The sequence below is a fragment of the Rhodococcus sp. IEGM 1341 genome (assembly GCF_030056895.1).
Lineage (GTDB): Bacteria > Actinomycetota > Actinomycetes > Mycobacteriales > Mycobacteriaceae > Rhodococcoides.
In genome coordinates this window covers 267,706-286,985 of the sequence record NZ_JASHKV010000004.1, presented here as the reverse complement: position 1 = coordinate 286,985, position 19,280 = coordinate 267,706, and the positions used below count along the sequence as shown (strand labels likewise).

Genomic DNA, 19,280 nt, shown 5'->3' with positions numbered 1-19,280 from the left:
GCACCGATGAACGAGATCTCGGAAGCCTCGCGTGTGGACGTGGTGGTCGTCGGCGCGGGACTCGCGGGTCTGACTGCCGCCAGGGAACTGACGGCCGCAGGGTTGACCGTCCAGGTTCTCGAGGCCAGAGACCGGGTGGGCGGACGGACGGTCAACCACGCACTCGGGGAGAACGCGGTGGTGGAGACCGGCGGACAGTTCGTCGGTCCGACGCAGGACCGCATACTCCGCCTGGCCGCGTCCGTGGGCGTCGGGACGTTTCCCGCATACGACATCGGATCGAGCGTCTACGTCAAGAACGGACGCGCCCGACGCTTCGACGGCGGAGTGCCGCCGGATCTGGCGGCGCTACCCGACGTCGGGATGCTGGTGGCGCGAATCGATCGGGCTGCTGGGCAGATCCCCGTGGGTAGACCGTGGTCGGCACCGCGTGCCTCCGAGTGGGACACGCAGACTCTCGCCACCTGGGCCCGAAAACACTCGGCCACCGACGGCGGTGTGGAACTGCTCGACATCCTGCTCGGTTCGGTGTTCGGCGGCACCTCCGCCGATGTGTCGGCGCTCTTCGGCCTGGCGTACGTGGCCGGGGCAGGCAACGAGTACACCCCCGGCACCGTCGACCGCTTGATGAGTGTCGCTGGGGGAGCGCAGCAGTGGCGATTTCTCGGTGGCTCACAGGCGATCTGCATCGAAATGGCGTCGCGACTCGGTGATTCGGTCCGCCTCGATACTCCCGTGCGCCGCGTGGAGCAGCATCCGGATCGCGTGGTGGTGCACAGCGATACCGAGTCGTGGGTGGCCCGATCGGTCGTCGTCGCGATTCCGCCTGTTCTGGCCACCCGAATCGACTGGAGCCCTGCGCTTCCCGCGGCGCAGGAAGCACTGTTCCAGCGGATGAACTTCGGCGGACTGGCCAAGTGCGAGGCCGTGTATCCCGAACCGTTCTGGCGCACGAGCGGGCTGTCCGGCCAGGCACTCTTTCGCGACAGCGACGTGCCGGTGTCCTCGATGTTCGACAACTCGCCTCCCGACGGAAGCCACGGAGTGCTGATGGGATTCGTCGGCACCTGGGGCGCGCGCCATCGAGGCGGCCGAAACTGGTCCGAGGGCAACGAATCCGAGCGGCGCGGTGAGGTGCTGCGAGCTTTTGCCTCGGTGGTGGGTCCGCGCGCATTGGAACCGACGGAGTGGATCGAACTGGACTGGACCGACGAACACTGGACGCGCGGTGGGCCGACCGCGGTGTTGACCCCCGGAGTGTTGACCGGGCTCGGACGGTGGCGCGATGTTCCGTTCGGCCGAGTGCGATGGGCCGGTGCCGAGCACTCCGACTATTGGAACGGATACATGGACGGTGCCGTGCGATCGGGTGAAAAGGCCGCAGCAGAAATACTTTCGACCGAAGGAGAACTCTCGTGGAACAACGCTTCGTAGTCTCGGCTCATCGCACACTCTCGGTGAGCCCCGAGGAGGTCTGGGCACTGACCGGTGATACCAGCCGCTATGCGGAATGGGTGTCCGACGTCCGTGCCGTCACCGCTCATCACGGCACCGCACGCACAGGTGGCGTCTACACCGAGAAAGTGGCGGCACTCGGCCGCTTCACCACCAACGCCACGTGGACCGTCCGGCATCTGGAACCGAACCGACTGCGAGTCGATTCGGGCCAAGGATTCGCGCCGCTCACCAACGTGGCCAACGTCTTTCGCTTCGCACCGCTCAGCGGCGGAACCTCGACCGCGATGACCTTCGAGTTCTGGTTCGACGTCTCCCCGCGCTGGCTGGGACGGATTGTGCGACCCATCGCCACCGCCGGGATGTCCGCACGATTCGACATCTCGATGTGCAACCTGGAGGCGCTGATCCTCTCCGAGCGAACCGCGACGATCCGATGAGGGAACCGGCGGAAGTCCTCACCCTCGGGGTGCACATACTCGACACCCTGGTACGGCCGGTGACCGAGATTCCGCACGGTCAGACGGCGGTCCTGGCGGAGCAGATCGCGATGTCCGCCGCGGGGACCGCCGCGGGAACGGCGCTGGTGCTGTCCCGGCTGGGTGCCGCGGTGCACACCGCGGGAGTCGTCGGCGCTGATTCGGCAGGCACGTTTCTACTGCAGCTCCTCGTCGACGAGGGCATCGACGTCTCGCTCGTCCATCGGATGGAGGGAGTGCAGACCTCGGCGTCGGTGTTGCCGATCAGGCCGGACGGATCACGGCCGGCTCTGCACGTCATCGGAGCCAACGGCTGTCTGGCCCGGCATGTTCCGTGGAACATGTTCCACAACGTCGACTTCCTGCATCTGGGCGGACCCGAGTTCTTCGGACCGGACACCGCGCGCGACATCGCGCGTCGCGCCCACGAGGACGGCGTCGTCGTCACCGTCGACAGCCTGGCACCGTCGGTTCCGGAAGGACTCGGTGCGTTCGCCGCCGCGCTGCCCCACGTCGACTACCTGCTGCCCAACGACGAGCAGGTCCTCGGCTGGACCGGCAGCGCGACTGTCGAAGACGGGTGTCGTCGACTGCTCGAGCTCGGAGCGTCCTGTGTGGTGGCCACCGCGGGGGCCTCGCCCACTCTCGTCGTCACGAACAGCTCGGCCGTCGAGGTCCCCGCGTATGCCGTGGACGTGGTGGACACCAGCGGATGCGGAGATGCGTTCTCGGCCGGGTTCGTTCGGGGCCTGTCACTGAGCATGAACGCCGTGGAGGCTGCCGAACTGGGCAATGCGACCGCCGCGCAGGTGGCGCAGGGCCTCGGAACAGACTTCGGCACCTACGACCTCGAATTCGTTCGGAAGTTCGCACGTACCTGCAGGACCATCTGATGCCGGCCGACGTCGACGAGCTACGGCAGTCCGTCGCAACGACCGCCCGGCACCTGGGCCGACGGGGTCTGGTTCTCGGTACCGCAGGCAATGTCAGTGCACGTACGGGTGATGTGGTGGCGGTGACGGCGACCGGGCTGGTGTTGGCGGACGCGACGATCGAGGACGTCACGGTTGTCGGTATGGACGCCGTCGTGCGCGCCGGTGCATGCGAACCGACCTCGGAACTGGGCTTGCACCTCGGAGTCTACGAGGCGACCGAGGTTCGGGCTGTGGTGCATGCGCATTCTTCTGCGGCCGTTGCTCTTTCGCTCGTCGCGGACGAACTGCCGCCCGTGCACTACGCACAACTCGCCCTGGGTGGGACCGTCCCGGTGGTGCCGTTCGCGCCGTTCGGTACCACCGAGCTCGCCGACGCGGTGGTGGCGGCGATGCGTTCGAGGTCTGCGGTCATCATGGCCCACCACGGATCGGTGGCCACCGGTCGCGATCTCGATTCGGCACTGTCGAACATCGAACTGCTCGAATGGCTCTGCGGGGTCTATCTTTCCGCTGCCGCAGTGGCGACTCCGCGCACCATGACCGAAGTGCAGCTGGCCGCGACCCTCGACGAGGTGGTCCGCCGTGCCTACGGAACCGCGGCACCCGTGCGAGGGGACTGATCGATGACCACCCGGGTACGCCCGCTCTGGATTGCCGTGTTCTCCGTGGCGTGGCTGGGCTACTGGATGGCCAATCTGGTTCCACTGCAGCTGCTTCTGCCCGAGCGTTTGCAGGAGATCGATCCGCAATCGAAGGTGTTCGACTTCGCGGTGATCAACGCGGTCTCCGCCGTGGTGCTCCTGATCGGTCTACCCGTGTGCGGGTCGCTGTGCGATCGAACACGCAGCAGGTTGGGGCGACGGCGCGTCTGGTTCGGCGGCGGTGTCCTGTTCTTCGCCGGTGGGTTGGTGGTCACCGGGCTGCAGAGTACCGTCCTCGGAATCGGGACGGCGTGGTCGGCGGCGATGCTCGGATTGAGTGCTGCCACAGCGGGTTTGACGGCCGTGGTGGCCGATCGCGTGCCGGACGAGCAGCGCGGAACGGTGTCGAGTGCGATCTATGCACCGCAGGCACTGGGCGTGGTGGCGGGCCTGGCGCTGGTGTCCACGCTTGCTCTGTCGGTGTTGGGCGGGTACTTCGCCGTGGCGCTCGCCCTGGTGGTCTGCTCGGTGCCGTTTTCGCTGACGTATCGCGAAACCGGTGCGCCGACAGCGCTGTTGAGTCTGCGCAGCATCGTTGCCTCACTTCTCGATTCGATGCGTCACCGCGACTTCGCGTGGGCCTTCGGGGGTCGAATCCTGGTCAACGTGGCCAACTCGCTCGGCACCTGCTACCTGCTGTTCTTCCTCACCGACGGTCTTCGAGTCGCCGATCCGACGGGATCGCTGCTCGAGGTGACCGTCGTCTACCTGATCGCCTGTGTGGTGTGCACGTTCACCTTCGGGCCGTTGTCGGACAGGATGCGTCGCCGAAAGATCTTCGTAGCGGTTGCGGCATCGATGCAGGCCATCGCCGGCTTCGTCCTGGCTATACATCCCACGATGGATGCGACATTCGTCTCGGCGGCGTTGCTGGGCGGCGGATTCGGCGCGTACATGGCCGTCGATCAGGCACTGGTGACCGGGGTTCTTCCGTCCGCCGACAGTCGGGCGACCGATCTCGGCGTGATGAACATCGGGGCGATCGTTCCACCTGCCCTGGCTCCGCTGCTCGCGAGCGTGTTCCTCTCCACCGTCGGTGGATACCCGGTGCTGTTCGCGGCGGTGGGGATACTTGCGGCGCTCGGGGCAGTGGTGACCTGGCAGGTGAAATCGGTGCGCTGATCTCTCAGCGGCGGTGACGAAGCCCCAGCACACGGTCGATCAGCGGCATGACCCACCGTCGGCGTCGCAGCGTCACCAGCTCGAATCCGGGGATATCGAACAGCTTCGTGACGCGGCTGTGCGTGCGGCAGAATTCTGCGAACCCTTCGTCGCCGTGTACCCGGCCGAAGCCGCTGGCACCGACGCCGCCCATCGGAACCGATCCCATTCCGGCGAACGCGATCACCGAGTTGACGGTGACCTGACCGCACACCAGCTGCGCCGCAATCTCTTTGCCGTGCGTGCGGGAGAACACCGATGCGCCGAGGGCGTACCGATGATCGTTGCTCAGCTCGATCGCCTCCTCGATGCTGTCGACCTCACGGACGGTGACCGTGGGGCCGAACGTTTCCTCGCGAACGGCCGAGCAGTTCTCGGGCGTGTCCACCAACACGGTGGGTCCGACGAATCGCTCGCCGATCGACGGCAGTCCGCCGATCAGTGCTCGGCCACCGGCCGCCTCGGCATCGGCGAGGTGGCGCCGGACGATGTCGATCTGGCTTGGCATGGTCATCGGTCCGTAGGTGGCCGACGCATCGCCACCGGGCGCGATGGCACGGGCGTGCTGCACGAGGGCCCCAGTGAATTGTGCTGCGACACTGCGCTCGACGTAGACCCGCTCCACTCCGACGCACGTCTGGCCGCCGTTGGTGAATGCACCCCACGCCACCGCCTCGGCAGCCGCTGCGATATCGGCGTCGGCTGCAACGATCACCGGATCCTTACCGCCGCATTCGAGAACCACCGGCGTGAGCGTCTCGGCGCACGTGGCCATGATCTTCGATCCGGTTCTCGTCGAGCCCGTGAACGCGATCTTGTCCACGCCCGAGCGGCACAATGCGGCACCGGTGTCGCCGTATCCGGTCACCAGAGACAGAATGCCGAGCGGGAGAGCAGGATTGGCCTCGTGGAAGGCGCGGACGTAGCGGGCCGCCACCGCGGGGGTGTACTCGCTGGGCTTGAACACCACGCAGTTGCCTGCGGCCAGAGCCGAACCGATCGCACTGTTTGGGGCATAGAGCGGGTAGTTCCACGGGCCGATGACGCCCACCACGCCGAGAGCGACCTTGTCCACGTGTGCGGAGTAGTTCGCCAGCAGCACGCCGGGGTTCACCCTGCGTGATCGCATGAGCCGCGGTGCCTGCTTTTCCGCCCACGCGATGTGTTCGAGGGTCAGGACGATCTCCAGTAGCGCATCGTCGGCCGGTTTGCCGTTCTCGCGGTGGATCAGATCGATGAATTCGGCGCGGTGACTCCAGATCTCGTGTCGCCAGGCCCGCAGGTGCCGGCCGCGAGTGCGCGGCGGTAGTGCCGCCCAGGTGCGCTGCGCCCTCCGCGCGAGGCCGACCGTTCGCGCGACGGACTCCGCCGAATCGACGGTGAACGAGGCGATCGAGCTGTCGTCGATGGGCGAGATCGAATCGAAGGTGGCTCGCGTACGGACCTGGCTGGTCACAGGGAAGCTCCGAGCGCATCCTTCGCAACGTGGGCGTCCCGCAGTTCGCGCTTGAGGATCTTGCCTGCGCCGCTCATGGGCAGTGCCGTGACGAACTCGATGGTGCGCGGGGTCTTGTATCCGGCAACGAGAGTGCGGGTGTGATCGCGGAGCTCCTCGACATCAGGCGAGAACCCCTCGGCCAGCACGACACAGGCGTGAACGCGTTCGCCCCACTCGCCGTCGGGAACACCGATCACGGCGCACGCCAGCACCGAGGGGTGCAGGCTCAGTGCGCTCTCGACCTCGGCGCTGTAGACGTTCTCGCCGCCGGTGATGATCATGTCCTTGAGTCGATCGACGACGAACAGGAATCCGTCGGCGTCGAGGTAGCCGACATCTCCGGTGTGCATCCAACCGTCGCGAACGGCCGCGGCGGTTTCGTGCGGCTTGTTCCAGTAGCCCAGCATCACGTGTCCACCGCGAACGCAGATCTCGCCGACGGACCCGGTGGCCAACTGCTCGTCGTCCGGGCCGAGAATCTGGATCTCCGAGTGCGGGGCCGCGCGACCGGCCGAGCCGATGCGTTCTCCCACATGGTGTTCCGGCCAGAGCAGCGACGCGACCGGTGCGAGCTCGGTCATGCCGTATGCCTGAGTGAGGCGGGCCTGCGGGAGTCGGGCGAGGGTCCGCTCGAGGACGCCCGCGGAGATCGGGGATCCTCCGTACAACACGCGGCTGAGCGAGGAGGTATCGAATTCGCTCAGCGTGGGGTGGTCGACAAGAAGCTGAATCATGGTGGGTACCAGCAGCACATCGGTGACCGAATGCGTCGCGATGGCACCGAGCACGGCAGTCGGCTCGAAGAACGGAACCATGACGTGGGTGCCGCCGAGCATGACCTGACCCACCCATGCGGCCAGATCGGCGAGGTGGAACATCGGCGCGGCATGGAGCAGGATCGACGCGTCGTCGAGCAGCTGTCCGGTCGCCACCGTTCCCAGGCCCGAGGTGACGAGGTTCGCGTGCGAGAGCATGACGCCCTTGGGGAAGCCGGTGGTGCCACCGGTGTAGAACAGGCCGGCAAGGGCGTCGCCGCTGCGTCGCGCGTCGGGAACGGGATCGTGGGACGAGATGAGGTCCTCGTACGAGACCATGCCCTCGGGGGTGGCCCCGTCCCCGCAGTAGACGATGGTCTGCAGGCCGGCGCATGCGGGGCGCAGTGCCGGGACCATGGCACCGAAGGTGTCGTCGACCAGCAGAACCTTGGTGTCGGAATCGTTGAGTGCGTACGCGACCTCCACGGGCGACCACCGGATGTTCACGGGGTTGAGCACGGCGTCGGCCCACGGCACCGCGAGCAGGTACTCCGAGTACCGGTCGCTGTTGAATGCCAGCATCGCAACTCGATCGCCGGCCTCGACGCCGATGGAGTGCAGGCCCGCAGCCAGTCTTGCCACTCTGTCGAGTTGCTCGGCGAAGGTACGAACGCGATCGCCGAACACCGTTGCTGCCCGGTTCGGTGTGGTCGACGCGGAGCGGTGAAGGCCCTGAGTGAGATACATGGCGAGTCCCTTGTGCGAGTGGGGGGCGAGGGTGCCCGAGGTGAGTACCGCCACAGTTCCACCTTGTTGGCACAGTGTCAATAGGAGATACGGGCGGTTACCACTCGCAAGGACCGCCGAAATGAATTGTCCGGCTAACGGTCTCGGGCGTCGTCCAGGGAGCGCGCCGTGCCGAGGACGGTGACGAGCACATCGGTCAACAGAATCTCGACCTGCTCGCGCGTCAGTGTGCCGCGCACCAACCATTCGCGGCCCGCGGCCTTGACCATGCCGCCGAACGCGCGCACGGCCGAGGTAGCGATTCGACGGTCACCACCCCTGCCCTCGAATGCTGTTGCGTCCAAGACGCGTTCGGCGGCCAGGTCATCGGCCTCGTCCAGAATCCGAGCAACCTGCTCGTCGACACCCGAGCCGCTCGCCACCGACACCCAGGCAGTACCGTGCGTCTCGATGACGCCGACCAGCCAGTGGACGCTGCCCCGGGCCCGGTCCTCGAGCGAGCCCGTCGGCAGGTGCACGTCCTCGATCGGCGGCACGGTGACCAGGAAGCGAACGCACTCGAGGTACAGGTCGCGTTTGCTTCCGATGTAGTGGTGGATGAGCCCGCGTGCGACGCCGGCCGAGGCAGCGACGTCCGACATCGAGACCTCGGCATAAGGCTTGTCGCCGAACAGGCGAACGGCGGCAGCCAGAATCTGAGTCCGTCGCTCGTCCGGTTCCAGTCGATTCCATTTGGGTGTACTCGCAGCCGGCATGGTTGTCATGATTGCACCGAACCGACGCCGCGAGGCGTCAGAGGTACCGCTCGGTGCGGGAGCGCAGTGATGTCGGCACGACGAACCGATCGCCGTACCGTGCCCGCAGGTGGTCGGCCCGCTCGACGAATCCCGGAAGGCCGCCGTCGAACTGATTGACGAACTGCAGCACGCCACCGGTCCACGCGGGGTAGCCGATGCCGAGGATGGAGCCGATGTTCGCATCGGCGACGGTCCGCAGAACACCCTCGTCCAGGCATGCGATCGAGTCGAGCGACTGCGCGACCAGCATGCGATCCATCATGTCCTCGAACGGAATTCCGTGATCGGGACGGTGATAGTGCTCCACCAGACCCGGCCACAATCCTGCCTTGGTGCCGTCCTCGGTGTACTCGTAGAAGCCGCGTCCGGCCTTGCGTCCGGGGCGATCGAACTCGTCGACCAGGCGATCGACCAGCGCATACGAGTTCGAGACGATCCACGGTCGACCGTCGGCGCGCGCGGCCTCGGCCATGCCCTCGCGGATGTGCCGAGACAGGGTCAACGAAATCTCGTCCATCAGGGCCAGCGCACCGGACGGATAGCCCGCCTGGAGAGCGGCCTGTTCGACGGTGGCCGGATGCACGCCCTCGGCGACCAGAGATATCGCCTCGTCCATGAACCGGCCGATGACGCGGGTGGTGAAGAAGCCGTGACTGTCTCCGACGACGATCGGGGTCTTGCCGATCAAGCGAACGAAGTCGAATGCGCGGGCGAGCGCGGAGTCGCTGGTGTGTTCTCCCACAACGATTTCCACCAACGGCATCTTGTCCACCGGGGAGAAGAAGTGCGTGCCGATGAAGTCCGAGGTGCGCGAGACTCCCGTCGACAGTTCGGTGATGGGCAGTGTCGAGGTGTTCGAGCACAGCAGTGCGTCGGCGGTCAGATACTTGTCGACCGCCTCGAACGCACCCTGCTTGACGGCGGGATCCTCGAACACGGCCTCGACGACCAGATCGCAACCCTCGGCATCGGCCGCGTCGGAACTGGGTGTGATGAGCGCGAGCACCGCATCGGCCTCGGCCTGGGTCTTGCGTCCCTTCGCGACGGCCTTGCCGAGAATCGAACGCGCGTAATCCTTGCCGCGCTCGGCGGATTCGATCGAGACATCGCGCAGCACGACGGGAACCCCGGCCGAGGCGACGACGTAGGCGATGGCAGCACCCATCATTCCGGCACCGATCACCAGGACCTTCTCGGGTACTCGGTGCGGTTCGGCGCTCGGACGCGAGCCGCCCTTGTGGATGGATCCGAGATCGAAGAACATCGATTGGATCAGATTGCCCGAGACCGCTCCGCAGGCGAGCGAGGTGCAATGCCGGGTTTCCACCAGCGAGGCCGACTCGAAGTCGAGTACCGACCCTTCCACGGCCGCAGCAACCACCGCGATCGGAGCGGGCATGGGTGCGCCCTTGACCTGCTTGCGTACCGTTGCAGCGAAAGCGGGCAGCTGCGCAGCCAATGCGGGTGAGGCTGCGGTGCCGCCGGGAATCGTGAATCCTTTCTTGTCCCAGGGCTGTGACGCTTCGGGATTGGCGAGAATCCAGGCACGTGCACGTGCCATCATCTGCTCGTCGGTGTCGACGACCTCGTCGATCAATCCGAGTTCGAGGGCCTGCGTCGGCCGATACCGCTGGCCCTGGCCCACCACCTGTGTCAGAGCCTTGACGATGCCGAACATCCGAACCGTCCGGGTGACGCCGCCGGCCCCGGGGAGCAGCCCGAGAGTGACCTCGGGAAGCCCGAAGCGAGCTCTGCTGTTGTTCAGCGCAATTCGATGATGGCACGCCAGCGCAATCTCGAAACCGCCGCCGAGTGCGGTACCGCCGAGCGCAGCCACCACGGGCTTGCCCAGCTTCTCGAGGCGACGAAATTTGTCCTTGGTGAAATCGAGGGCGTCGGCGATCGCCGCGTGGTCCGACGGACCGGCGTCGCGCAGCAATTCCAGATCGCCACCGGAGAAGAACGAATCCTTGCCCGAGGTGACGATGATGCCGTCGAACGCATCGAGGTTGGCCTCGAGCCAGTCGATCGTCTGCTCGAGTGACTCGCCGAACGCGGCGTTCATCGTGTTGGTGGACTGCGTGGGGTCGTCCATCGTCAGCACGAGTATGCGGTCGTTGCCGATCTCGCCGGTGATCGTGGGGGTCCGCAGAGTTGCTGTGGTCATCGAGGTCCTCGGGTCGTTGTTCTCTCGCGGGATGGTCACAGGCGCTCGATGATGGTGGCGACGCCCATTCCGGCACCGATGCAGAGTGTGATCAGTGCGTAGCGCTCGCCCCGACGTTCGAGCTCGTCGAGGGCCATTCCGGTGAGCATCGCGCCCGTTGCGCCCAGTGGGTGGCCCATCGCGATCGCGCCACCGTTGACGTTGATGCGTTCGTGGTCGATGTCCAGCTTCTTCGCGTAATTGAGTACCACCGAAGCGAATGCCTCGTTGACCTCGAACACCGCGATGTCGTCGAGCGTGAGCCCCGCCGCGGCCAGTACCTTGTGGGTGGCCGGAACCGGGCCGGTGAGCATCAGCGTCGGGTCCGATCCGGCGACGACACCGGCCACGACGCGTCCGCGCGGGGTCAATCCGCCTGCGCGCCCGGCTTCTTCGGAACCGATCAGCACCATCGCGGTGCCGTCTACGATGCCGGAGGAGTTCCCGGCGTGGTGGACGTGATCGATGCGCTCGACCTCGGTGTACTTCTGCATCGCGACGGCATCGAACCCGGCGAGCGCCCCCATCCGGGCGAACGACGGTGTCAGGGTGGCGAGATCGGCCATGGTGGTCTCGGGTCGCATGATTTCGTCGTGATCGAGCATCAGCCGGCCGTTCGCGTCGAAGACCGGGATGACCGACTTCTCGAAGTGGCCCATCGACCAGGCGTGTGCCGCGCGCTGCTGGCTGCGCACCGCGAAGGCGTCGACCTCGTCGCGGTCGAACCCCTCGATCGTCGCGATGAGGTCTGCACTGACTCCCTGCGGCACGAAGTAGCTGCCGTAGTTGGTCAGCGGGTCGCACGGCCAGGCACCGCCGTCCGCCCCGAGCGGGACACGAGACATCGATTCGACCCCGCCTGCGACGATGAGTTGATCCCAACCGGACCGAACGCGTTGCGCCGCAGTGTTGACGGCCTCGAGCCCCGATCCGCAGAAACGGTTGAGCTGAACGCCGGCAACGCTGTCCGGCAGTCCGGCAACCATCGCGACCGTCCGGGCGATGTCGCAGCCTTGATCACCGACCGGGGTGACGACACCGAGCACGACGTCGTCGATCAGGGCCGGATCGAGCTGCGAGTGTCGAGAGAGCAATGTGGACAACGTGTTCGCGGCCAGATCGACCGGTTTGACGGTGTACAGCGAACCGGAGCTCTTACCGCGGCCACGTGGGCTGCGAACCGCGTCGTAGAGGAATGCCTCCATGGGGTGCCTTTCTGGGGCAACAAGATTGCCGAGTACTACAGGGAACGAGAGATGAGGTCTTTCATGACTTCGTTGGCACCGGCGTAGATGCGCGCGATGCGGCCGTCGACGAACATGCGAGCGATGGGGTATTCCTCCATGTAGCCGTACCCACCGAAGAGCTGCAGGCAGCGGTCGACCACCTCGAACTGTCGGTCGGTGGTCCAGTACTTGACCATCGCTGCGGTGGTGACGTCGAGGCTGCCCGAGATGTGCTGTGCCATCGCGTCGTCGACGAAGGTGCGGACGACGCGGCCGATGGTGGCGCATTCGGCGAGCTCGAACTTGGTGTTTTGCAGATCGAACAGTGTCTTACCGAAAGCGTTGCGCGACTTGGTGTATTCGACCGTCTGTGCGACGGCGGCATCGATCATCGCGGCGGCGGCGATGCCGCAGATGAGGCGTTCCTGGGGGAGTTGCTGCATCAACTGCGCGAAGCCGCGGCCTTCTGTTTGGCCCAGGAGATTTGCGGCGGGGATGCGAAGCCCGTCGAAGGTGAGTTCGGCTGTGTCCTGGCCCTTCTGGCCGATCTTGTGCAGCACGCGTCCGCGGTGGAAGCCCTCGGTGTCGTCGGAGACCTCGGCGACGAGCAGTGACAGTCCCCGGGCTCCCGCGGACGGATCGGTCTTGGCGGCGATGATGATCAGATCGCAGTGAGCTCCGTTGGAGATGAACGTCTTTCCGCCGGTCACCACGTAGTCGTCCCCGTCACGCACTGCGCGGGTGGTGATGCCCTGCAGGTCCGAGCCGGTGCCCGGTTCGGTCATGGCGATGGCACCGATCCACTCTCCCGAGCACAGCTTCGGCAGCCACTGCTGCTTCTTCTCCTCGGAGGCGTAGGCCAGGAGGTAGTGCGGAACGATGCCGCTGTGCACACCCAGCTGCATGGACGAGTCGCCGGAGCGCACCTGCTCGGAGAACAGCACCGCCTCGTGGCGGAAGTCGCCTCCGCCTCCGCCGTACTGCTCGGGTACCGACATGCCCAGCAGTCCGAGACTGCCTGCGGTGCGGTAGACCTCGCGGCTGGGGCGTCCGGCAGCCGCGAACTCCTCGCGGTGGGGCGCGACTTCCTTCTCGAAGAATCCTCGGGCGAGCTGTCGCACGTCGGCGAGCTCGGTGGTGAGGTCGCTGGGGGTGCGGTCTGCGAGTGCAGTCATGGTGGGTCCTTGGCTCGAAGCGCACCTGTGGGTTATTGGCGCTGTGCCAATAATGATGGCGCGGGGTTGCCGCGGATGTCAACCAGGTAGTGCTCCCCGGGGACTGCTGCCGGAGTTCTAGCTGTCGACCGAACGCAGCAGTGCCACATCCGAGACGAGTCGGATGTGGTCGGCCATGGCCCGTCCTGCCTCGGCCGGATCCTGATTGCGCACGGCCTCGGCGATGCGTCGATGATGCTCGAGCGAGGCCTGTGGACGGTTCGACTGCGACAGCGATTCGATGCGGGTCTCGCGAATGAGACCGGCGATTTCCCCCATGAGCCTGGCGAGCAGCGGTGAGTGTGCCGCCTCGGTGATGGCGTGATGGAACAACTCGTCGCCGGAGTCTCCTCGATCACCGTCGGTGATCTCGGTGGCCATGACGGACAGGGCGTGGTCGATCGCGGCCATTTCACTGTCGCTGCGACGCGTGGCAGCGAGTTCGGCGAGCTTGACCTCGAGTGCCTCGCGGGCCTCGATCACCTCGGGTAGCCGGTCTGCGTGCTCGCGTAGAGCACGAATTGCCATGTCTCCCACGGACCGTCGTACGAGCACTGCGCCGTCGCCGTGCCGGACCGACAGGATGCCCTGTACTTCGAGGGCGACGAGGGCCTGGCTCAAGGATGCTCGACTGACCCCGAGGTGTCCGGCCAGTTCGCGCTCGGGCGGAAGTCGATCGCCAGGGTTCATCTCGCGGTCGGCGATGTGCTTGCACAGCTGTTCGACGATGACCTCGTACAGCCGTGGTCGGGTCACGGGGCGAATTTGCTCAGCCACTGTGTCACTCGCTCTCTGTTCCTCTGGACCTCCACCCTAGTCGCCGCCATGCACGTAACGGCGGACACATCGAGGGTTGACAAGTGATCCACTTCACTGGTTGAGTCCCTATTGACTCAGTGGCCAGTCCAATTAGCCACTGGAGATCCTGGGCAACCGCTCGGGTGACACCACAGACGGACCGGAGACCTTCGATGTCGACCGAGTTGATACCCATCCTTGCGCTCGTCGTCATGTTCCTCGCCGCAACCGTGTTCCCCGTGAACATGGGCGCGTTGGGGTTCGTGGCGGCGTTCTTCGTCGGAACACTTGCCGTGGGCATGGGTGCCGACGACATCATTGCCGGCTTCCCGAGCAGTCTCTTCCTCACGCTCGTCGGCATCACCTACCTGTTCGCCATCGCGCAGAACAACGGCACGGTCGACCTGCTGGTCCGCGGAGCCGTTCGACTCGTCGGAGGCCGGGTGGCACTCATCCCCTGGGTGATGTTCGGCATCACCGGTGTCCTGACCTCCATTGGTGCGCTCGGACCGGCCGCGGTGGCCATCGTCGCCCCGATCGCCCTCGGATTCGCCGCGCGCTACAAGATCAACGCCCTGCTCATGGGCATGATGGTCATCCACGGCGCGCAGGCAGGCGGATTCTCGCCCATCAGCATCTACGGCGTCACGGTCAACAACATCGCCGCCAACGCGGGACTCGTCAACAGTCCGCTCACACTTTTCCTCGGCAGCCTGTTCTTCAACGCCGCGATCGGCGCGCTGCTGTTCATGTTCCTCGGTGGCCGCTCCCTCATCGGACGCAGCGTGCACGACGAGGACGGCACGCGTCCCGACGGTGACACCGGCGGAGTCGGCGGTTCGGGTTCGCGAACGGTCATGCGCGGCTTCGGTGCATCGACGCCTCGTCCGTCCGGTCAGACGGTCACGGTCGAGAATGCGCCACCCCTGGCCACCGCGGTCAAGGCCATCACCTTCGATCAGATTCTCACGCTCGTCGGCCTGGCCTCGCTGGCTCTGTTCGCCCTCGTGCTCGACCTCGACGTCGGATTCATCGCGATGACGGTGGCCGTGATCCTCGCACTCGCATCGCCCAAGGCCCAGAAGGGCGCGATCAACCAGATCAGTTGGTCGACGGTGCTGCTCATCGGTGGCGTGCTCACGTTCGTCGGGGTGCTGCAGGAAGCCGGAACCGTCGAGTACGTCGGCGATTCGGTCGCCAGCATCGGCATCCCGCTTCTGGTGGCGCTGCTGCTCTGCTACATCGGTGCCATCGTCTCGGCCTTCGCGTCGTCCACCGCGATCCTCGGCGTCACCATCCCGCTGGCGGTTCCGTTCCTGCTCGCCGGTGAGGTGGGAGCCATCGGAGTCATCGTGGCTCTGTCCATCGCATCGACCATCGTCGACGTCAGTCCGTTCTCGACCAACGGAGCCCTGGTGCTCGCCAATGCCCAGGACATCGACCGCGACGTCTTCTACAAGCAGATCCTCAAGTACAGCGCACTGGTGGTGGTCATCGGCCCGCTGATCGCCTGGGCATTGCTGGTCGTACCCGGCTGGATGTAGCGGTACTGCAGCTGAAAGCAGACGCTCGATGATGGCGGCACGTGTGTTCGACGTGCCGCCATCACGCGTCTGAGCTGGGCAAAGGCGCGTACATCGTTACTTGACATCGCCGTGGTCCGCTGGTCCAATTGAATTGGCTAGTCCACTGGCCCAGTAATCCAATCGGACTTCGGGTCCGGCTCCCACCTCGCTTCGACGTAAGGATCAATTCGATGCCCCTCAACACGACAGGCAGAACCGGACCGCTCGAAGGCACCGTGGTGGTCGATCTGACCCGCGCCCTGGCCGGTCCGCATGCGGCGATGATGCTCGGCGACCTCGGCGCAGACATCATCAAGGTCGAGACCCCGAAGGGCGGCGACGACACCCGCGTCTGGGGTCCCCCCTTCGTCACTCCGCGCGATGCCGAGCGCGAGTCGACGTACTTCCTCTCGGCCAATCGCAACAAGCGGTCCATCGCGCTCGACCTCAAGACCGACGACGGCCGAGAAGCGTTGGAGCACATGATCGAACGGGCAGACGTACTGCTCGAGAACTTCCGTACCGGTGTTCTCGACCGACTCGGCTTCTCGCCCGAGCGGATCGCCGAGATCAACCCGCGCACAGTGGTGCTGTCGATCAGCGGCTTCGGTCACGACGGCCCCGAGGGCGGCCGCTCCGGCTACGACCAGATCGCTCAGGGTGAGGCCGGGCTGATGTCCTTCACCGGCTCGGGTCCCGAGGACGTCCAGCGCGTCGGCGTTCCCATCGCGGACCTGCTGGCCGGAATGTACGGAGCTTTCGGCGTTCTCGCTGCACTGCGTGAACGCGACCGCACCGGCCGCGGCAAGGTCGTCCGTACCTCGCTGCTCGCCAGCGTCGTCGGAGTGCACGCCTTCCAGGGCACCAAGTGGACCGTCGCAGGCGAGGTCGGCGCGGCGCAGGGCAATCACCACCCGTCGATCTGCCCGTACGGCCTGTTCCCGACATCGGATGGCGCAGTGCAGATCTCGGTGGGCAGCGAGGGACTGTGGCATCGGTTCTGCGAGGGCTTCGGCATCGACCCCGATCTCGAAGGCATGGCCACCAACCCGCAACGGGTGAACAGTCGCGACGATGTCATCGAACTCGTGTCCAAGATCTTCCGCACGTACGAGACCGAACCGCTGCTGGCCCTTCTCGACGAGATCGGTGTTCCCGCAGGCAAAGTGCGCAACGTCCAGGAAGTCTACGAGTGGGAGCAGACCAAATCCCAGGGCCTGCTGGTGGACGTCGAACACGCGACGTTGGGCACGGTGACACTGCCGGGACCGCCACTGCGGTTCTTCGAATCCGACGGCACCGAGGTCACCGAAACCAATCACCTGGCACCGCCGGTGCTCGGTGCCGACGACGAGCTCGTCCGCGACTGGCTGAAAGAGGCGACACGATGACCAGAATGACCGCCCTCGAACTCCTCGATCTGGTGATCGATTCCGGCAGCTTCGACTCCTGGGACACCCCGACGGCCGACTACGTCGTCGACGACGAGTACGCAGGCGAACTCGCCGCGGCACGTGAGAAGACCGGCCTGGACGAGTCCGTGCTCACCGGCTCCGCGACCATCCGCGGCCGCAAGGTGGCCATCCTGCTCGGCGAGTTCGCGTTCCTGGCCGGCTCGATCGGGGTCGCGGCGGGCGAGCGCCTGGTCAACGCCGTACACCGCTCGACCGACGAGCGGCTGCCGCTGCTGGCGCTGCCGACGTCCGGCGGAACCCGAATGCAGGAGGGCACGGTCGCGTTCTTGCAGATGGTCAAGATCACCGCCGCGATCACCGCACACAAGGCGGCGAACCTGCCGTACATCGTCTATCTGCGGCACCCCACCACCGGCGGAGTCTTCGCGTCCTGGGGATCGCTCGGTCACGTCACCGTCGCCGAGCCCGGTGCTCTCGTCGGATTCCTCGGCCCCCGCGTGTACGAGGCTCTTTACGACGCGAAGTTCCCCACGGGCGTGCAGACGTCGGAGAACCTTCAGGCCCACGGGCTCATCGATGCCATCCGTCCGCCCGAGCAACTCGGCGAGATCGTCGATCGCGCATTGCGGATCATGACCGACATCCCGTCGTACCGCCCCCGCGCCGTCGAGGCGCTCGAATGGAAGATCGAGGACGTACCCGCGTGGACGTCCATTCTGGCCTCGCGCAGAGCCGATCGCCCCGGGGTCCGTGAGCTGCTGTTCAGTACCGCAGCAGATGTGCTGCCGCTCAACGGAACCGGCCAAGGGGAGTGGGATCCGGGTCTGATTCTTGCCCTCGTCCGGTTCGGCGACATGCCCTGTGTTCTGCTCGGGCAGGATCGACGCGGTCAGACGACGAAAACGCCGCTCGGTCCCGCAGCGCTTCGCGAGGCTCGACGTGGTATGCGTCTGGCCCAGGATCTGAAGCTTCCGCTCGTCACCGTCATCGACACGGCGGGTGCCGCACTGTCGAAGGAGGCGGAGGAAGGTGGCCTGGCCGGCGAGATCGCACGGTGCATCGCAGACATGGTCGACCTCGAAACCCCCACGCTGTCATTGCTGTTGGGGCAGGGTACCGGCGGCGGCGCACTCGCTCTGGTACCCGCGGACCGCGTTCTCGCCGCACAGCATGCGTGGCTCTCGCCGCTGCCGCCCGAGGGTGCGTCGGCCATCGTGCACCGCGACACCGCCCATGCCGCGGAGATGGCGACGAAGCAGGGAGTGCGCTCGCTCGATCTCTTCCGAGCCGGCGTTGTCGACATCATCATTCCCGAATTGCCCGACGCGGCAGACGAATCGCAGCAGTTCTGCGACCGGGTGGGTGCGGTACTGCACCGCGAGCTCGCCGAACTGATCGCTCAGGACCCGTCGATGCGGATGATCGCCCGCGAGAAGCGATTCAACAGAATCGGCTTCGCGGCGGCCGCGGTGTAATTCCCACCGAGCTCGAAGTTATGGACGGTTTTCGGCTGAAATGTATCCATAACTTCGAGTTCGGCGGGTGGTCGGGGAGGCTATCGTCGTCCGGGTGGCGGGCAATGCGCGGGATCCAGGGGTGTCGGTGGCCTCGCGGCTGCTGGCGCTTCTGGCTGTGTTCGACGAGAAGACCCCTGCGCTGACGCTGTCCGAACTGGCCGACGGCGCAGGCCTGCCCATCGCCACCGCGCATCGGATGGTGCGTGAACTGGTCGATTGGGGCGCGCTCGTTCGCGGCGAGGACGGCCGCTACGTGGTGGGGCGTCGACTGTGGAAGTTGGGATTGCTGGCACCGGATCAAGCCGACCTGCGAGAGATCGCCTCACCGTTTCTGCACGACATCTACGGCGCGACACTCGCCACGGTGCATCTGGCCATTCGCGACGGCGACGAGGTGCTCTATCTCGACCGGCTTGCCGGACACGCGTCGGTACCTGCGGTCAGCCGGGTCGGAGCACGCCTGCCCCTGTATGCGACCGGAGTCGGCAAGGTGTTGTTGGCCTACGCCCCGCGTGAGGTGCACGATCGCGTGCTGAGGAACCTGACCCGCATCACCGCGTACACGGTGACTCATCCGGGGAAGTTGGACAGCGAACTACGCCGAGTGCATCGCGAGGGGTATGCGCAGACGGTCGAGGAGATGACGCTGGGGGCGTGTTCGGTGGCCGTACCGGTCCGCGGCGAAGGCGAACGAGCGGTGGCGGCGTTGGGCATCGTGGTTCCGAGCATCGGACGAGATCGAGCCAGACTGGTTGCCGCTCTGCAGGTTGCCGCCCGAGGAATCGAGCGAAGTCTGCGGGGATGAGATCGG

General features: G+C 66.0%; 16 protein-coding genes. 9 read left to right on the top strand and 7 right to left on the bottom strand.

Features of this window, described 5'->3' with window-relative positions; genetic code table 11:
- Window positions 1–6: 6 nt before the first annotated feature.
- From QM615_RS12660 to QM615_RS12640, 5 genes are read left to right on the top strand one after another with little or no spacing between them, the layout of a single operon-like run.
- Window positions 7–1,434 carry a flavin monoamine oxidase family protein gene (locus QM615_RS12660; RefSeq protein ID WP_283347402.1) on the top strand — a complete coding sequence of 476 codons (1,428 nt, stop codon included), beginning with the start codon at window positions 7–9 and terminating at the stop codon, window positions 1,432–1,434.
- On the top strand, window positions 1,416–1,895 hold the full coding sequence (locus QM615_RS12655) for an SRPBCC family protein (protein ID WP_094687523.1): 480 nt from the start codon (window positions 1,416–1,418) through the stop codon (window positions 1,893–1,895). The genes QM615_RS12660 and QM615_RS12655 overlap by 19 nt, the downstream gene beginning before the upstream one ends.
- Complete coding sequence (locus QM615_RS12650) at window positions 1,892–2,827, top strand: carbohydrate kinase family protein (protein WP_283347401.1); 936 nt, start codon at window positions 1,892–1,894, stop codon at window positions 2,825–2,827. The genes QM615_RS12655 and QM615_RS12650 overlap by 4 nt, the downstream gene beginning before the upstream one ends.
- Window positions 2,827–3,489, top strand: a complete 663-nt coding sequence (locus QM615_RS12645) for a class II aldolase/adducin family protein (RefSeq protein ID WP_283347400.1) — start codon at window positions 2,827–2,829, stop codon at window positions 3,487–3,489. Before QM615_RS12650 ends, QM615_RS12645 begins: the two co-directional genes overlap by 1 nt.
- A gap of 3 nt (window positions 3,490–3,492) precedes the next feature.
- Window positions 3,493–4,692: an MFS transporter gene (locus QM615_RS12640; RefSeq protein WP_283347399.1), complete on the top strand. Its 1,200-nt coding sequence runs from the start codon at window positions 3,493–3,495 to the stop codon at window positions 4,690–4,692.
- Window positions 4,693–4,696: 4 nt separating this feature from the next.
- Here the strand turns inward: QM615_RS12640 and QM615_RS12635 are convergent, their stop codons facing one another.
- The 7 genes from QM615_RS12635 to QM615_RS12605 all read right to left on the bottom strand — a co-directional run bounded on the left by QM615_RS12635 (window position 4,697) and on the right by QM615_RS12605 (window position 13,951).
- Window positions 4,697–6,187, bottom strand: a complete 1,491-nt coding sequence (locus QM615_RS12635; RefSeq protein ID WP_283347398.1) for an aldehyde dehydrogenase family protein — start codon at window positions 6,185–6,187, stop codon at window positions 4,697–4,699.
- The gene (locus tag QM615_RS12630) at window positions 6,184–7,731 is read right to left on the bottom strand and encodes a long-chain-fatty-acid--CoA ligase (protein WP_283347408.1); all 1,548 of its coding nucleotides are present in this window, start codon (window positions 7,729–7,731) and stop codon (window positions 6,184–6,186) included. Before QM615_RS12630 ends, QM615_RS12635 begins: the two co-directional genes overlap by 4 nt.
- 134 nt (window positions 7,732–7,865) lie before the next feature.
- Window positions 7,866–8,495 (bottom strand): TetR/AcrR family transcriptional regulator, encoded by a 630-nt coding sequence (locus tag QM615_RS12625; protein ID WP_188078763.1) that lies wholly within the window; start codon window positions 8,493–8,495, stop codon window positions 7,866–7,868.
- 28 nt (window positions 8,496–8,523) lie between these two features.
- Window positions 8,524–10,695, bottom strand: coding sequence for a 3-hydroxyacyl-CoA dehydrogenase NAD-binding domain-containing protein (locus tag QM615_RS12620; protein WP_283347397.1), 2,172 nt, complete (start codon window positions 10,693–10,695; stop codon window positions 8,524–8,526).
- A gap of 35 nt (window positions 10,696–10,730) precedes the next feature.
- Window positions 10,731–11,939, bottom strand: coding sequence for an acetyl-CoA C-acetyltransferase (locus tag QM615_RS12615; RefSeq protein ID WP_283347396.1), 1,209 nt, complete (start codon window positions 11,937–11,939; stop codon window positions 10,731–10,733).
- A gap of 35 nt (window positions 11,940–11,974) precedes the next feature.
- Window positions 11,975–13,135 carry an acyl-CoA dehydrogenase family protein gene (locus QM615_RS12610; protein ID WP_068055004.1) on the bottom strand — a complete coding sequence of 387 codons (1,161 nt, stop codon included), beginning with the start codon at window positions 13,133–13,135 and terminating at the stop codon, window positions 11,975–11,977.
- Window positions 13,136–13,252: 117 nt separating this feature from the next.
- Window positions 13,253–13,951 carry a FadR/GntR family transcriptional regulator gene (locus tag QM615_RS12605; protein WP_283347395.1) on the bottom strand — a complete coding sequence of 233 codons (699 nt, stop codon included), beginning with the start codon at window positions 13,949–13,951 and terminating at the stop codon, window positions 13,253–13,255.
- A 194-nt stretch (window positions 13,952–14,145) separates the two neighbouring features.
- Here QM615_RS12605 and QM615_RS12600 point away from each other — a divergent pair, with 194 nt between their 5' ends.
- From QM615_RS12600 to QM615_RS12585, 4 genes are all read left to right on the top strand, one after another.
- Complete coding sequence (locus tag QM615_RS12600) at window positions 14,146–15,516, top strand: SLC13 family permease (protein WP_068054349.1); 1,371 nt, start codon at window positions 14,146–14,148, stop codon at window positions 15,514–15,516.
- Window positions 15,517–15,728: 212 nt separating this feature from the next.
- Window positions 15,729–16,928 carry a CaiB/BaiF CoA transferase family protein gene (locus QM615_RS12595; RefSeq protein ID WP_094669687.1) on the top strand — a complete coding sequence of 400 codons (1,200 nt, stop codon included), beginning with the start codon at window positions 15,729–15,731 and terminating at the stop codon, window positions 16,926–16,928.
- Window positions 16,925–18,427: a carboxyl transferase domain-containing protein gene (locus QM615_RS12590; RefSeq protein ID WP_068054355.1), complete on the top strand. Its 1,503-nt coding sequence runs from the start codon at window positions 16,925–16,927 to the stop codon at window positions 18,425–18,427. Before QM615_RS12595 ends, QM615_RS12590 begins: the two co-directional genes overlap by 4 nt.
- Before the next feature lie 94 nt (window positions 18,428–18,521).
- Window positions 18,522–19,274 carry an IclR family transcriptional regulator gene (locus QM615_RS12585; protein WP_283347394.1) on the top strand — a complete coding sequence of 251 codons (753 nt, stop codon included), beginning with the start codon at window positions 18,522–18,524 and terminating at the stop codon, window positions 19,272–19,274.
- Window positions 19,275–19,280: the final 6 nt, after the last annotated feature.